Below are 13,606 nucleotides of genomic sequence, written 5' to 3'. Positions count from 1 at the left end.
GGCGCCGAAGTCATCGGCAGCCAGGACGGGATCGACATGACCTCGACCAACGGCGCGATCAAGCTGACGGGTGCCAGCAATGTCACCGGCACCGGCGCTCTGGGCATTCGCGCCCAGTCGACCGGCGGCACGATCGACCTGCTGGGCACCGGCGTGGTCAAGGGTGCAACCGGCGGCATCCAGGCCGTCAGCACCACCGGCAACATCAACGTGCTGAATTCGGGCACGGTGACCACCACCGCAGGAACGGGCATCCTTGCCCAGTCCAGCGGCGGCAACATCGTGATCACCCCGGGTTCGTCGGTTACCGGCGGCACCTCGGGTGACGGCATCGCCGCCATCACCGCAGGGTCGGGCACGGTTTCGGTAACGACGAACTTCGCGGTCTCGGCGCCGAGCGTCGGCACCGGCATCAACGCCCAGTCGGCCAACGGCAACATCACGATCGTGAACAATGCCACGGTCACGGGTGTGGCGGCCGGCATCGTCGGCAACGCCACCGGTAACGGCAGCACGTCGATCACCACCAATGCCAATGTTACCGCGGGCAGCGGCGGCACGGGTGTCTTCGCGGCTTCGCAGGGCACGGGAGCCGGCACTGTTACGGTCACGCAGAAAGCCGGCACGCTGATCACTGCGCCCAGCGGCATCGGCATTCGCACCATCACCGGCGGCACGGGCGCAACCGTGATCAACGTCAATGGTGAGGTTACTGCGGCTTCGGGAACCGGCGTAAAGGCCACTTCGGCGGCCGGCGCGATCACGCTCAACGTCTCTTCAACTGGCAAGATCGATCCGATCATCGGTGCTGACCTGAACACTGCAACCGGCGCGATGACGGTGAACAACTCTGGCCTGATCCAGGGTGATGTCACCGCCGTGAAGATGGCCGCATCGGGCACCGGCACGGGCATGGTAACGAACACTGCCACGATCACCGGTGGCACCAATGCGGTGCTGGCGGCAATGAACGGCGGTTCGTTCACCCTGAACAACAATGCAGGCGCAACGCTGAACGGTGCGGTCAACGTCACCGGATCGGCAGGCGCAACGTCGGTCTTCACCAACGCTGGCACCTGGAACGCCTTCGGCACGAACACCTACAGCGGTTCGTGGTCGAACTCGGGCGTCTCCAACATCGCCAACGGATCGTCGATCACGGTGACCAACGGTTCCACCAACACGGCAGCCGGGGTGATGAACTTCGCCGGTAACGCCACGCTGGTGACCAACCTCACCAACCTTGGCCTGATGGAAGCGCGCAACGGTACGGCCGGCAACAATGCCATCACAGTCACCGGCAACTATGTCGGCGGCGGACGCCTCGGGGTCGATACCAAGATCTCGAGCGCCCTCACCGACACGCTGACGATCAGCGGCACCGGCTCAGCTGTCACCAATGTCCAGCTCAACCTGATCGGACCCCAGGCAATCCTGCCCGGCGGCTTCCTGACGGTTGTCACGGTCAACGGCGGCGCCCCTGCGGGTACCTTCACCTCGACCTCGCTGCCCACGACCGGGCTGGTTCTGGAGAAGTTCACGCAGAACCCGGCGAACTCGAAGCAGTTCGGCATCCTGCAGACGTTCGATCCGGGCGCCACGCAGGTTACGGGTCTCCAGACCCTTGCCGGCACGGTTTCGGGCATGCTGGACGAGCCGCTGAGCGCCTACATCACCGAGCGTGCAGAGGGTGACCATCAGGTCGGCCTGTGGATCCGCGGCGGTGCCGGTAACTTTGATCAGAACCTGTCGACAACCTTCACGGCGACCGGTTTCTCCGGAACGGCGAACGAGCGTGTCTCGACGAGCTTCCACACTGTTCAGGGTGGTCTCGACTACGGCATCCTCGGCCTCGGCACGGGCAACTTCAACCTGCACTTCGGGATCACCGGCGGCACCTTCGGCGGCACTGCCAAGGGCGTTAACGGCCAGACCGAGATCGATGGCGACTTCCTCGGCGGCTATGTGGCCCTCACCGGCGGCGGTCTCACCTTCGACGCGACGATCCGCAAGGAATGGCGCGATTACAAGATGGTCAACCCGGTCATCTTCAGCGCAGGTTCTGCCACGACCAAGGGCGATGCCACGGCCGGTTCGGTCAGCGGTTCGTACAAGATCGCACTGGGCCAGGGCGGCCTGTCGCTCACGCCGAGCGCCTCGCTCACCTGGGGTTCGTCAAGCGTCGATCCCTTCGTGGTCGATGCCCTCAGCACGGTCACTCTTGCTGATGACAAGCAGAGCGTTGGTCGCTTCGGTGCCAAGCTCGCCTATGCCATGCCGAACAACGGCAAGTTCATGGTCGAGCCTTATGTTGGTGCCTACTCGATCAACAGCTTCTCGCGGACCGAAGCCGGCAGCGCCACTTACGGCATCTCCACTCTCAGCTCGGTCACTTCGGGCTTCGACAACGGGGTGCAGTACACGGCAGGCATCAGCGGCCGCGATGCCAGCGGCAAGATCAACGTCTACGTTCAGGGCAACCTGTTCCGCGGTGGTGGTCTTGGCGGCGGCTCGGTCACGGGCGGCATCAGGATCAACTTCTGAGGCCACCCGGCACCTGCCGAACGCTGAGAACGAACAAAGGCGCGGACTTCGGTCCGCGCCTTTTTCGTTGTCTGCGAGAGGCTCATGCCCTCACCTGGCACTGATCGAAAATCGCCAAAACGAGCCAAGTTTTGCACCTTTGTTGGTTGCAAGTGAAACGGACGGAGGCCACCATACGGCAGCTTCGAATCTGGAGAATCCCCGATGAAATTCCGCACACTGGCGATCGTCCCCGCCCTGCTCTGCTCCACTGCCGTGGCTGCACAGGAAAACAACGCCGCCGCCGTTGCCGCAAAGCCCGCTGCGCTGATTGCCGATGGCATTCCGGCGGTCCCGCAAGAGCTCGTCGACCTCACCCGGCCCTATATGGAATTCCGCACGGCTTCATTCTCCGATTGGGATCCAAAGTCGCGTTCGATGCTCATTTCAACACGCTTCGGCAATGTCGCGCAGCTGCACACCGTGGCCGCCCCGGGCATGGATCGCCGGCAGATTTCGTTCGAGGCCGAACCCGTCGGTGGCCGCTACATCCCTGGAACTGACACCGTTCTCGTCCGCAAGGACCGCGGCGGCGACGAATTCTTCCAGCTCTACACGCTGAAAGACGGCCGCCTGACCCTGCTGACCGATGGCAAGAGCCGCAACGAACTCGGCGCAATCAGCAACGATGGCAAGCTGGTTGGCTTCAGCTCAACCCGCCGCAATGGCGCCGATTCCGATCTCTACGTGATGGACCCGATGAACCCGTCCACATCGCGCATGGTAGCGCAGGTCAAGGGCGGCGGCTGGGGAATCATCGATTTCGCCCCCGGCAATACCATGGCCGTGGTCGGCAATTACCAGTCTATCGAAAAGACCAACATGTTCACGCTCGATCTCGCCAGCGGCGTCATGACGCCAATCGGCGATCACTCCAAGAAAATCGCCTATGGTGGCGCCCAATTTGCTCCGAACGGCGCACTTTGGGCGACCAGCGACGAGAATTCCGATTTCCAGCGCCTCGGTACGATCGATACCCGCACCGGCAAGTTCACCCCGCGCAGCCCCGAGGCGCGCTGGGATGTCGAAGGTTTTGACATTGCGCCTGACGGATCGTTCATCGCCTATGTCATCAATGAAGCCGGCATGTCGCGGCTGAAGCTGCTTAATCCGAAGACCGGCAAGGTGCGGGTGGTCGAAGGCCTTCCCAAGGGCACGATTGGCGGCTTCCGGATCGCGCCGTGGGGAACCATTGGCCTGACCGTCTCATCCGCGCGAGTGCCGACCGACGCATTTTCGGTCGATCCCAAGACCCTGAAAGTCACCCGCTGGACGATGAGCGAAACCGGCGGCCTCGATCCTGCCCGCAATGTCGAATCCGAATTCGTCGAAGTGAAGAGCTTCGACGGCGAGCCGGTGTCCGGCTTCCTCTATCGTCCCGATCCCGCGAAGTTCCCCGGCAAGCGACCGGTGATCGTCAATATCCACGGCGGCCCGGAAGGCCAATCCACCCCGTCGTTCCGTGGCCGCGCCAACTATCTGCTTAACGAACTCGGCGTAGCGATCTTCTATCCCAACGTCCGCGGATCGACCGGGTTCGGCAAGCGCTTCGTCAGCCTCGACAACGGACCGTTCAAGCGCGAGGATTCGGTCAAGGACATCGGCGCCTTCCTCGATCGCCTGCAATCCGATCCCACCATCGATGCAAGCAAGATGGCGGTGACCGGCGGCTCCTATGGCGGCTACATGTGCTACGCCACGGCAATCCGTTATGGCGACCGCTTCAAGGCGGCCGATTGCATCGTGGCGATCAGCAACTTCACGACCTTCCTTGAAAACACCCAGTCCTACCGCCGCGATCTGCGCCGCGTGGAGTACGGTGACGAGCGCGATCCGGCGCAGCGCGCGAAATTGCAGGAAATCTCGCCGCTGACTTCGGTCGACAAGCTGCGCATCCCGCTGCTCGTTGTCACCGGCGCGAACGATCCGCGCGTGCCGCAAAGCGAGGCGGACCAGATTGTCGCCGCCGTCCGCGCCAAGGGCCGCACGGCCTGGCATCTCGTCGGCAAGAACGAAGGCCACGGTTTCGCCAAAAAGGAAAACATCGATTACCAGTTCTGGACCGAGGTTCAGTTCTGGAAGCAGAACCTGCTCAAGTAGTAGAAATCCTGCCGGTTCCGCAGCCTCCCTGGCGATTGCGGAACCGGCGCGATTGGCCTATGGCGATCAGGTCTGCCCCTGCGCTCCGCCGCTGGGGCTCGATTTTTTTGCAAGGAAGCGCGAATGTCACGTCGCCGCCAGATCTACGAAGGCAAGGCCAAGATCCTATACGAGGGCCCCGAACCGGGCACGATCATCCAGTATTTCAAGGATGACGCCACCGCGTTCAACGCGCAGAAGCGCGGGACGATTCAGGGCAAGGGCGTGATCAACAACCGGATCAGCGAATACGTCTTCACCCGGCTGTCGCACATCGGCATTCCCACGCACTTCATCCGTCGCCTTAATATGCGCGAACAACTCGTTCGGCAGGTTGAGATTATTCCGATTGAAGTCGTCGTGCGCAATGTCGCCGCCGGTTCGATCAGCACGCGTCTTGGCATCCCCGAAGGGGAACCGCTGCCGCACACGTTGATCGAATATTATTACAAGGACGATGCGCTTGGCGATCCGCTGATCGCCGAAGAGCACATCGCCTGCTTCGGCTGGGCGACCAACGAGGAGATGCAGGACATCTCATCGATGGCGATCCGCGTGAACGATTTCCTCTGCGGCATGTTCGCGGCGATCGGCATCCGCCTGGTCGACTTCAAGCTCGAATTCGGCCGCATGTGGGACGGCGATTACAGCCGCGTCATTCTTGCCGACGAAATCAGCCCCGATGGCTGCCGCCTGTGGGACATCCTGACCGGTGAAAAGCTCGACAAGGACCGTTTCCGCCGCGATCTCGGCGGTGAAGAGGAGGCCTATCAGGAAGTCGCTCGCCGGCTCGGCCTGCTGCAGGATGAAGGCGTGACCAGCGAGGTCTTCGACCTTTCCAAGCACCGGAAACTGCGCGGCAAGTAATTCATAGGAAGTCGCTTGCAAGCAGGGCGGCGCTCGGCCAACTCTTTGCCGATGCGCCGAATCCTGCTGCCTATTGCCGTCCTCTCCTCGTTGATGCTTTCCGCCTGCGCACCGCAGCAAGTGGGCGTAGGCCTGTCCTCAGCACCGCCGCCGGAACATCGCCCGCGCTCCGAATGGGCCATGAACTGGAGCGACGTTCCGGTCGATCCGGCCTACCGCTTTGGCCGTTTGGCCAACGGCATGCGCTTTGCAATCCGCCAGAATGCGACGCCAAAGGGCACTGCCGCCGTGCGGATGGAGGTGAACGCCGGTTCGCTCGATGAACTCGATAGCGAGCGCGGTTTCGCTCACTTCGTCGAACATATGTCGTTCAACGGATCGACCAATGTCCCCGAAGGCGAAATGATCAAGCTGCTCGAACGCGAAGGGCTGGCCTTTGGCGCGGACAGCAACGCGTCGACCAATTACACCGAAACCAACTACATGCTGGACCTGCCGCGCAACGATCCCAAGTTGCTCGGCACAGCGCTGATGCTGATGCGCGAAACGGCGAGCGAGCTGAAATTCGAACCTTCTGCCGTTGACCGCGAACGCGGGGTTGTCCTCTCTGAAATGCGCGATCGCAACTCGTGGCAGCTGCGCAATTACAACGCGCAGGCGGCATTCACTTACCCTAAGGCGCACTACGTCAATCGGTTGCCGATCGGGACCGGCGAATCGCTGACCAATGCCACGGCATCGGCGGTCCGGGCGTTCTGGGCGCGAGAATATGTGCCCCAGCAGACCACGATTATCGTCGTCGGCGATTTCGATCCAGCGCTGGTCGAAGCCGAGATTCGCAAGCGATTCGACGATTGGCACCCCGCCCCAGCCCCGATCGCATGGCAGCCAAACGCCGGCCCTATCGACATCAGGGACAAGGGCCGCACGACGATCTACATCGACCAGGCCCTGAGCGAACGCGTTGTCGCTTCGCGTTCGGGCAAGTGGCGCAACGAAGCAGATTCGGTCACTGAACGCCGCGCCCGTCTCTTGCGATCTGTAGCTTATGGCATCGTCAACCGCCGGCTGCTGCGCATTTCCCGGCAGGCGACTCCGCCGTACCGTGGTGCTTCATTCGGCACCGGCGCCGTGTTCCGCAATGCGCGGACGACCAACCTCGCGATCGACACAGTGGACGGCAAGTGGCGGGCCGGGATGATGGCCGCAGTGGCCGAGTATCGGCGCGCGCTGACCCACGGCTTCACCGCGCAGGAGGTGGCCGAGCAGGTCGCCAACGTGCTGAATGACAACCGCAATGCCGTCGCTTCGGCCAATACGCGCCATAATCGCACGTTCATCGATGCGATCCTCAGTCTGGTACGCGACGAGCGCGTGCCCGCCACCCCGCAGAATGCGCTCGAACGGGTCGAACAATTCGTGCCCGAAGTCACGCCCGAGCGTGTGCTGGCTGCCCTTCGCGACGATGCAGTGGCGCTCAAGGATCCGCTGTTGCGCTTTGCCGGCCGCAAGAACCCGGACGGCGGCGAAAAGGCTATCCGCGCCGCATGGAACGAGGCAATGCGCGCCCCCATCGCGGCAAGCGGGGCTGCACAGGACCTTGCTTGGGCCTATACTGACTTCGGCGCGCCCGGCAGCTTAGCAACCGATGCAGCTGAACCCCTGTTCGGCATCCGCACATTGCGCTTTGCCAACGGTGTGCGGCTGAACCTCAAGCCGACCGATCTGGAAAAGGACCGCATCCTGCTGCAGGTCAGCGTTGATGGCGGCGACATGCTGAACACGAAGGACAATCCGCTGGCGACAGAGATGTCGGTGCGGTTCACTGATGGCGGTCTCGGCAAGCATTCGCGTGATGATCTGCAGACTATCCTTGCCGGAAAGTCGGTATCGGGCGGCTTTTCCAGCACACCGGCAACTTTCGTCATGGCCGGCTCCACCAACCGCGCAGATCTGCCTCTCCAGTTGCAGATGTTTACCGCATACCTGACTGACCCGGGCTACCGGCCCGAAGCGCAGACGCTCTACTACAACACGATGAACACGTTTTTCGCTCGGTTGAAGTCGACGCCCGGTGATGCCCTGCGCAATACGGCGGGCGGTATCCTGTCAGACAAGGACCCGCGTTTTACGCTCCAGCCTATCGAGGCTTACCGGGCGTTGACGTTCAAGAAACTCAAGGCCGACCTGAGCGATCGGCTCGCACGCGGTGCCATCGAAGTGGGTATCGTCGGCGATTTCGAGGCCAATGCCGCCATCGACGCGGTGGCGAAGACGCTGGGCGCCCTGCCCGCGCGCGAACCTGAATTCCGTCCCTACCCAGAGCAGCGCGAACGTCCCTTCACGGCGGATCGCTCAACGCGGTTTATCCGCCATGATGGGCCGGAGGATCAGGCCGTGATTCGCCTGACATGGCCCACCCGCGACGGCGAGGATGCGGCGGAAACGCTGAAGTTCGCCCTGCTAGAGCAGGTGCTGCAGAATGTCGTGACCGAGACCCTGCGCGAAGCGCTCGGCAAGGCATACTCGCCCGGCGTTTCAAGCGACATGTCGCGGGCGTGGCGCGGATATGGGACGTTCTCGCTGTCCGCTTCGGCCAATGTCGCCGATGTGCCGGCAGTGCGACGTGCGCTCCAGCAGGCCGTCGCGGAGCTGCGCGGTGCGTCGATCAGTGCTGACCAGCTGCAACGCGCCCGCGCGCCGATGCTCGAAGCCTATGAGAATTCACTCAAGCGCAACGGTGGCTGGCTCGCGCTGGTTGACCGCGCCCAGACCGAGCCCGACCGGATCGAGCGCCACGCCAGGGCGCGCGAACGGTTGGCGGCGATTACGGCTGCGGACCTGCAGGCACTGGTGAAGCGCTACCTTGGAGAAAAGGACGGGCTTGAACTGATCGTTCTGCCCGAAGGCGTCGAACCTCCCGCCGGCTGACCCTTCAGGCAATCGTGTCCTGATATCGGCGCATGGCGATGAAGCCGAGCACGAACAGCATGCCAAGCAGCACCGCCGAAGGTTGCAGTGCCAGCGTCCAGTCCCAGCCCTTCAGCATGATCCCGCGCACCAGTCGCAGGTAATGCGTCGCCGGCAGGATCTCAGCCGCGATCTGCACCGGCATCGGCATCCCGCGATAGGGGAAGGCGAAACCAGAGAGCAGGATGCTGGGCAGCATGAAGAAGAAACTGAGCTGCATCGCCTGAACCTGGCTTCCCGAAATGGTCGAGAAAGTGAAGCCCACGGCGAGGTTTACCGCCATGAACAGCACGGTCACCACGATCATCAGGCTGACCGATCCGGCGAACGGCACATGGAATATCAGCGCGGCAAAAATCAGCACGATGATCATCTGCACCGTGCCGATGATCAGGTTGGGCACGATCTTGCCGATCATCACCTCGAACGGACGCAGCGGCGTGGCGAGCAGGTTTTCCATGGTCCCCTGCTCCACTTCGCGTGTGACCGTCATCGCGGTCTGCATCACCATGGTCATGGTCAGGATGATGGCGAGCAGGCCCGGAACCGTGTTGTGGCTGGTGATGCCCTCGGGGTTGTAACTACGGTGGATGATGACTTCGACCGGCGGCTTGCTGGCGGGAGCCGCACGGGCGCCGATCAGGTCATGCGCCAGCGCGGTTTGCACCGCCTCGTTAATCGCGGCGATGGCAGGGCCGGTGGCAGATGGATCGGTCGCGTCAGCATTCACCAGCAATTGCGGGCGGCGACCCCGCGCGAGGTCGCGGCTGAAGTCAGTCGGTATCGTGACGAGGAACTGGACGTCGCCATTGGCAATCAGCCGTTCCCCTTCGCCTTTGCCGGCAACCACATGGCGTATCTGGAAATAGGTTGTGTTGCTCAGCGCTGCCGTGATCGATCGGGAATAGACCGAATTGTCGTTCGATTCGATGGCCAGCGGCAAGTGGCGCGGATCGGTGTTGATCGCATAGCCGAAGATCAGCAATTGCATCAGCGGCATGGCGAACATCATCGCCACCGTGCCGGGATCGCGCGCGGCCTGGCGCATTTCCTTGAAGATCATCGCCAGAATGCGCTGCCAGTGGCGGACGTAACCCTGCATCATGCCGACACCACCGAATTGTCTTCTGACTGGCGCATGAGGTGAATGAACACGTCTTCCAGCGTCGGTTCGGCAGGAGTCCAGCGGACCTGCTCGGCCCAGGGCGACACGGCCTGTCGCAGCTCCTCCATATCGGTGCCGCAAACGTGGATCGAAGCGCCGAACGCAGCGGCCATGGCAACACCGGGGCGCTGCTCGATCTCGGCGGCGAGCATGTCTGCCCCCGGCCCTTTGCCTTGCAGCGCAACCAGACCGGACGCCTTGATAACCTCCGCCGAAGTCCCGCGCGCCAGCATCACACCATAAGCGATATAGGCGATCTCGTGACAGCGCTCGGCCTCGTCCATGTAGTGGGTCGAGACGAGGACGGTCAGTCCCTCGCGGGCGAGCGCATGGATCTGGTCCCAGAACTCACGCCGCGCCTGCGGATCGACCCCTGCGGTCGGCTCATCCAGCAACAGGATGCGCGGTTCGTGCAGTACGGCGGCAGCCAGCGCAAGCCGCTGCTTCCACCCGCCTGAGAGCTTGCCGGCCAACTGGTCTGCCCGGCTGGCAAGGCCGAGGCGTTCCAGCGATTCATCTACCCGCCGCTTACGATTTTCGAGGCAATAGACCCGTGCGATGAACTCAAGATTCTCGCGGATCGTCAGGTCGCCGAACAACCCGAACTTCTGCGTCATGTAGCCGATCTGCGATTTGATCGCGCTGCGGCGGGTGCGCAGATCGAGCCCGAGAACTTCGCCCTCGCCTTCGTCGGGAATGATCAGGCCGCAGATCATGCGCAGCGTGGTCGTCTTGCCTGAGCCGTTGGGGCCAAGGAACCCGCAGATACGCCCCGGCGCCACCGTCAGGTCGACATGATCCACCACGGTGCGGCCCGAGAAGCGCTTGGTCAGCCCCCGAACCGCGATGGCGGGCGCAGTGTCATTCACTGGGGAACGACCTCCACCGGCAGGCCAAGCGGCAGCGGCTTGTCCGAGGGGGCGAGTTTCGCTTCGACCATGAACACCAGTTTCGCCCGGGCGCGCTCGCTGTAGATTACCGGCGGGGTATATTCGCTGCGGGGCGCGATGAAGCTGATCTTTGCCATGCGGGATTCGCCACAGCCATCGCAGGAAAAGCGGATCGCCGATCCCATTTTTACCGATGCGACGCGGTCCTCAGGCACGAAGAAACGCAGTTTGCGCTTGTCATCGGGTAGCACCGATACAACCGGGCTATTGGCAGGCACCCATTCGCCTGGATTGTAGAAAGTCTGTTCGATTACGCCCCTGGCGGGAGCGACCGGCGCGATTTCGGAGCGCAGCTTTCGCTGTCCGCGCAGGGCTGCTTCTGCGCCCGCCACGCCGGCCTGCGCCGCCCGAATCTGCGCATCGCGTCCGGCGGTGAGCTGCGAAGAACGAATCTGCGCTTGGGCCGCCGCCAACTGGCCAGCTGCCCCATCACGCGCGGCGCGGGCTGTATCGAGCTGCGACTTGCTGGCAAACCCACGCGCCGCCAACGCGGCCATGCGGTTGAAATCGTTCGTCGCCTTGACCAGCGCCGCCTGTGCTTGCGCGGCATTGGCGCGGAACACATCAATCTCGGCCTCGCGACGGCTGGCCTCGCCAAGATCCTCGACCTGCGCGGAATTGGCGGCGACTTGCGCCTGCGCCTGGCTCACCGCCGCATCGACAGACTCGGGATCGAGCGAGAACAGCGCTGCTCCCGCAGCCACGCTGGCACCGCGATCTACCGAGCGTTCAGCCAGACGGCCTGAAACGGGTGCGGCGACATAGAGCGTCTCGCCTTCGACATAGCCAAGCCAGCGATCTTCGACCGCCGGTGCTCGCCAGAACCACCACCATGCGGCGAGGGCCAGCAGCAGCAATCCCAACGCAATAAGCGGCTTGGGAACCTGTTTCATCGGAAGCCTGCCCCCTTCATATCCGGCCGACGGCTCGCCCGGTCAGCGGGCGCTGTTCGGACGGCTTGGTCGCCCCGTCTTTACCGCCCATTCCTCGATCAGGCCATCATAGAACGTCTGGTCGATCAATTCGTACTTCTCTGGGAAGTTGAAGTTGGCGCTCTGCACGGTGCCGGTTTCCATCACTTCGCGCGCCATCTTCAGGTGGTTGGCGGCGGCGGTGACCCAGCCCCCGGTCATCATGTTGAAGCCTGTGCCCGGAATGGTGAAGCCCATGGTCGCCACCGGGACCTTCCCGGCGAATTCCTTGACCAGATCGGGCACGGCATCGGGGCGCGGCGGGTAGAACAGGACATCAGCACCGGCCTCAACATAGGCATAACCGCGCTTGATCGCCTCTTCCATCGATCCCGTGCCGCCGCCGCCGGCTTCGCTGGGGTAAAGTTCATCGCAGCGGGCGATGATGACGAGGTCCTGTCCCATGTCTGTGCGTGCCCGCACCACGGCATCGATCCGCGCCTGCTGGTCAGCGATAGAGCACAGCCCGTTGACGTGGCGCGAATGCTTGGGATTCACCTCGTCCTCCACATGGATTCCGGCGATGCCCTGCTGGATGTAACGGCGGGTGAAGTGATAGGCATCGGCCACGGTTTCGCCCAGCGTATCGGCATCGGCGATCAGCGGGATCGACATGGCTTGCGCGATGCGGGCAGCCTGTTCGATCTGCTCAACCTGGCTGTAAACGCCATTGTCGGGCACGGCATAGTGGAACGCCGAACAGGCATGGCCGCCCAGATAGGCTGCGGGAAAGCCGACGTGTTCGACGATGCGTCCGGTCAGCGCCGAAAAGCAGTCACCTGCGATGAAATGCTCGCCCTTGTCGATCAGCGCGCGCAATGTTGCCCCGGATCCCGTCATGTCACTCTCCTGTAATCGCTTTTGCCGGGACCCTTGCACGGTGCCTTGTCAGCGGCAAGGCACCGACCAGCAAATGGCTGCGCCTTTCGCCCGAGCGGTGTGGAATAGCCGCGATCCGCGCTTGCCCCGCGCGGCGTCTGGCGGCATAGGCGCGGCCAGGCTTCCCGCCAGAATCTGCCTATAGCGAAAGGCCAGTCGATGAAGGTCCGCGTTTCCGTCAGCCTCAAGAACGGCGTGCTCGATCCGCAGGGCCGAGCCATCCACCATTCGCTCGAAGGCCTGGGCTTTGCCTGGGTCAAGGACGTCCGCGCCGGCCGCTTGATCGAACTCGAAGTCGATGACAGCGTCACCGACGAGGCACTCGACGAGATGTGCCGCAAGCTGCTCGCCAACATGGTGATCGAAAACTACTGCATTGAGCGAGTTGCCGCATGAGCGCGTTCCGCTCCGCCGTCATCACCTTCCCGGGATCGAATTGCGACAGGGACATGGCGGTTGCGCTGGAGCAGGTCTGCGGCGGCGAAGTGTTTCGCGTGTGGCACGGCGATGCTGCCTTGCCCGACCGGCTCGATTTCATCGCCCTGCCCGGCGGCTTTTCCTATGGCGACTACTTGCGCAGCGGCGCGATGGCCGCGCGCAGCCCGGTAATGCAGGCGGTTATCGCTGCAGCCGGCCGCGGCGTTCCCGTACTCGGCGTTTGCAACGGCTTTCAGGTCCTCACCGAAAGCGGCCTCCTGCCCGGAGCGTTGATGCGCAACGCTGGCATTCGCTTCGTCTGCCGCGAAGTGGCGCTGACCGTGGAGAATAGCCAGTCCCTGTTCACGGCTGGCTATTCGCAGGGCCAGACGATCACGATTCCGGTCGCGCACCATGACGGTAACTACTTTGCCGATGATGTCACGCTCGACCGGCTGGAAGGCGAAGGCCGCGTGGCTTTCCGTTATGCCGAACCGGTCAACGGCTCGGCCCGCGACATTGCCGGTGTGCTCAACGGTGCCGGAAACGTGCTCGGCATGATGCCGCACCCGGAACGGATGATCGAGGATGCGCAGGGCGGCACTGATGGCCGCGCACTGTTCGAATCGGTAGTGAAGGGCTTCGTCGGGGCCTGATCAGGCCCT

The 13,606-nt window shown here is 63.1% G+C and carries 10 protein-coding genes; 6 read left to right on the top strand and 4 right to left on the bottom strand.

All coding sequences use genetic code 11. From position 1 onward, the window contains the following. From RMO89_RS09280 to RMO89_RS09265, 4 genes are all read left to right on the top strand, one after another. Positions 1 to 2,544 (top strand): autotransporter outer membrane beta-barrel domain-containing protein (locus tag RMO89_RS09280; protein WP_310532686.1); only part of this gene is annotated, 2,544 nt, incomplete at its 5' end. Between the two features lie 204 nt (positions 2,545 to 2,748). Next, on the top strand, positions 2,749 to 4,683 hold the full coding sequence (locus RMO89_RS09275) for a prolyl oligopeptidase family serine peptidase (protein ID WP_310532684.1): 1,935 nt from the start codon (positions 2,749 to 2,751) through the stop codon (positions 4,681 to 4,683). Between the two features lie 123 nt (positions 4,684 to 4,806). Beyond that, complete coding sequence (purC, locus tag RMO89_RS09270; RefSeq protein WP_310532682.1) at positions 4,807 to 5,589, top strand: phosphoribosylaminoimidazolesuccinocarboxamide synthase; 783 nt, start codon at positions 4,807 to 4,809, stop codon at positions 5,587 to 5,589. A gap of 51 nt (positions 5,590 to 5,640) precedes the next feature. Next, positions 5,641 to 8,520: an insulinase family protein gene (locus RMO89_RS09265; protein ID WP_310532681.1), complete on the top strand. Its 2,880-nt coding sequence runs from the start codon at positions 5,641 to 5,643 to the stop codon at positions 8,518 to 8,520. A 4-nt stretch (positions 8,521 to 8,524) separates the two neighbouring features. On the opposite strand, the gene RMO89_RS09260 is transcribed toward RMO89_RS09265, so the two are convergent. Genes RMO89_RS09260 through RMO89_RS09245 form a run of 4 tightly spaced genes read right to left on the bottom strand, consistent with a single transcriptional unit; the run spans position 8,525 to position 12,485 of the window. Next, on the bottom strand, positions 8,525 to 9,664 hold the full coding sequence (locus RMO89_RS09260; protein WP_310532680.1) for an ABC transporter permease: 1,140 nt from the start codon (positions 9,662 to 9,664) through the stop codon (positions 8,525 to 8,527). After that, the gene (locus RMO89_RS09255) at positions 9,661 to 10,593 is read right to left on the bottom strand and encodes an ABC transporter ATP-binding protein (protein WP_310532679.1); all 933 of its coding nucleotides are present in this window, start codon (positions 10,591 to 10,593) and stop codon (positions 9,661 to 9,663) included. The genes RMO89_RS09260 and RMO89_RS09255 overlap by 4 nt, the downstream gene beginning before the upstream one ends. Next, positions 10,590 to 11,567 (bottom strand): HlyD family efflux transporter periplasmic adaptor subunit, encoded by a 978-nt coding sequence (locus RMO89_RS09250; protein ID WP_310532678.1) that lies wholly within the window; start codon positions 11,565 to 11,567, stop codon positions 10,590 to 10,592. Before RMO89_RS09250 ends, RMO89_RS09255 begins: the two co-directional genes overlap by 4 nt. Positions 11,568 to 11,609: 42 nt before the next feature. Then, positions 11,610 to 12,485 (bottom strand): isocitrate lyase/PEP mutase family protein, encoded by an 876-nt coding sequence (locus RMO89_RS09245; protein ID WP_310532677.1) that lies wholly within the window; start codon positions 12,483 to 12,485, stop codon positions 11,610 to 11,612. Positions 12,486 to 12,683: 198 nt separating this feature from the next. Here RMO89_RS09245 and purS point away from each other — a divergent pair, with 198 nt between their 5' ends. Both purS and purQ read left to right on the top strand, forming a co-directional pair. Further along, positions 12,684 to 12,920, top strand: a complete 237-nt coding sequence (gene purS / locus RMO89_RS09240) for a phosphoribosylformylglycinamidine synthase subunit PurS (RefSeq protein ID WP_310532676.1) — start codon at positions 12,684 to 12,686, stop codon at positions 12,918 to 12,920. Beyond that, positions 12,917 to 13,597, top strand: a complete 681-nt coding sequence (gene purQ / locus RMO89_RS09235; RefSeq protein ID WP_310532674.1) for a phosphoribosylformylglycinamidine synthase subunit PurQ — start codon at positions 12,917 to 12,919, stop codon at positions 13,595 to 13,597. The genes purS and purQ overlap by 4 nt, the downstream gene beginning before the upstream one ends. The last annotated feature ends 9 nt before the right edge of the window (positions 13,598 to 13,606 follow it).

The organism is Novosphingobium sp. (assembly GCF_031424035.1).
Taxonomy (GTDB): Bacteria; Pseudomonadota; Alphaproteobacteria; order Sphingomonadales; family Sphingomonadaceae; genus Novosphingobium.
The sequence above is the reverse complement of the archived record's forward strand: the minus strand, read 5'-3'. Positions and strand labels throughout refer to the sequence as shown.

Bases quoted from the DNA above. Each gene is read 5' to 3' on its own strand.
- purQ (WP_310532674.1), top strand. From the start codon at position 12,917: ATGAGCGCGTTCCGCTCCGCCGTCATCACCTTCCCGGGATCGAATTGC.
- purC (WP_310532682.1), top strand. From the start codon at position 4,807: ATGTCACGTCGCCGCCAGATCTACGAAGGCAAGGCCAAGATCCTATAC.
- RMO89_RS09260 (WP_310532680.1), bottom strand. From the start codon at position 9,664: ATGATGCAGGGTTACGTCCGCCACTGGCAGCGCATTCTGGCGATGATC.
- RMO89_RS09265 (WP_310532681.1), top strand. From the start codon at position 5,641: ATGCGCCGAATCCTGCTGCCTATTGCCGTCCTCTCCTCGTTGATGCTT.
- RMO89_RS09275 (WP_310532684.1), top strand. From the start codon at position 2,749: ATGAAATTCCGCACACTGGCGATCGTCCCCGCCCTGCTCTGCTCCACT.
- RMO89_RS09245 (WP_310532677.1), bottom strand. From the start codon at position 12,485: ATGACGGGATCCGGGGCAACATTGCGCGCGCTGATCGACAAGGGCGAG.
- RMO89_RS09250 (WP_310532678.1), bottom strand. From the start codon at position 11,567: ATGAAACAGGTTCCCAAGCCGCTTATTGCGTTGGGATTGCTGCTGCTG.
- purS (WP_310532676.1), top strand. From the start codon at position 12,684: ATGAAGGTCCGCGTTTCCGTCAGCCTCAAGAACGGCGTGCTCGATCCG.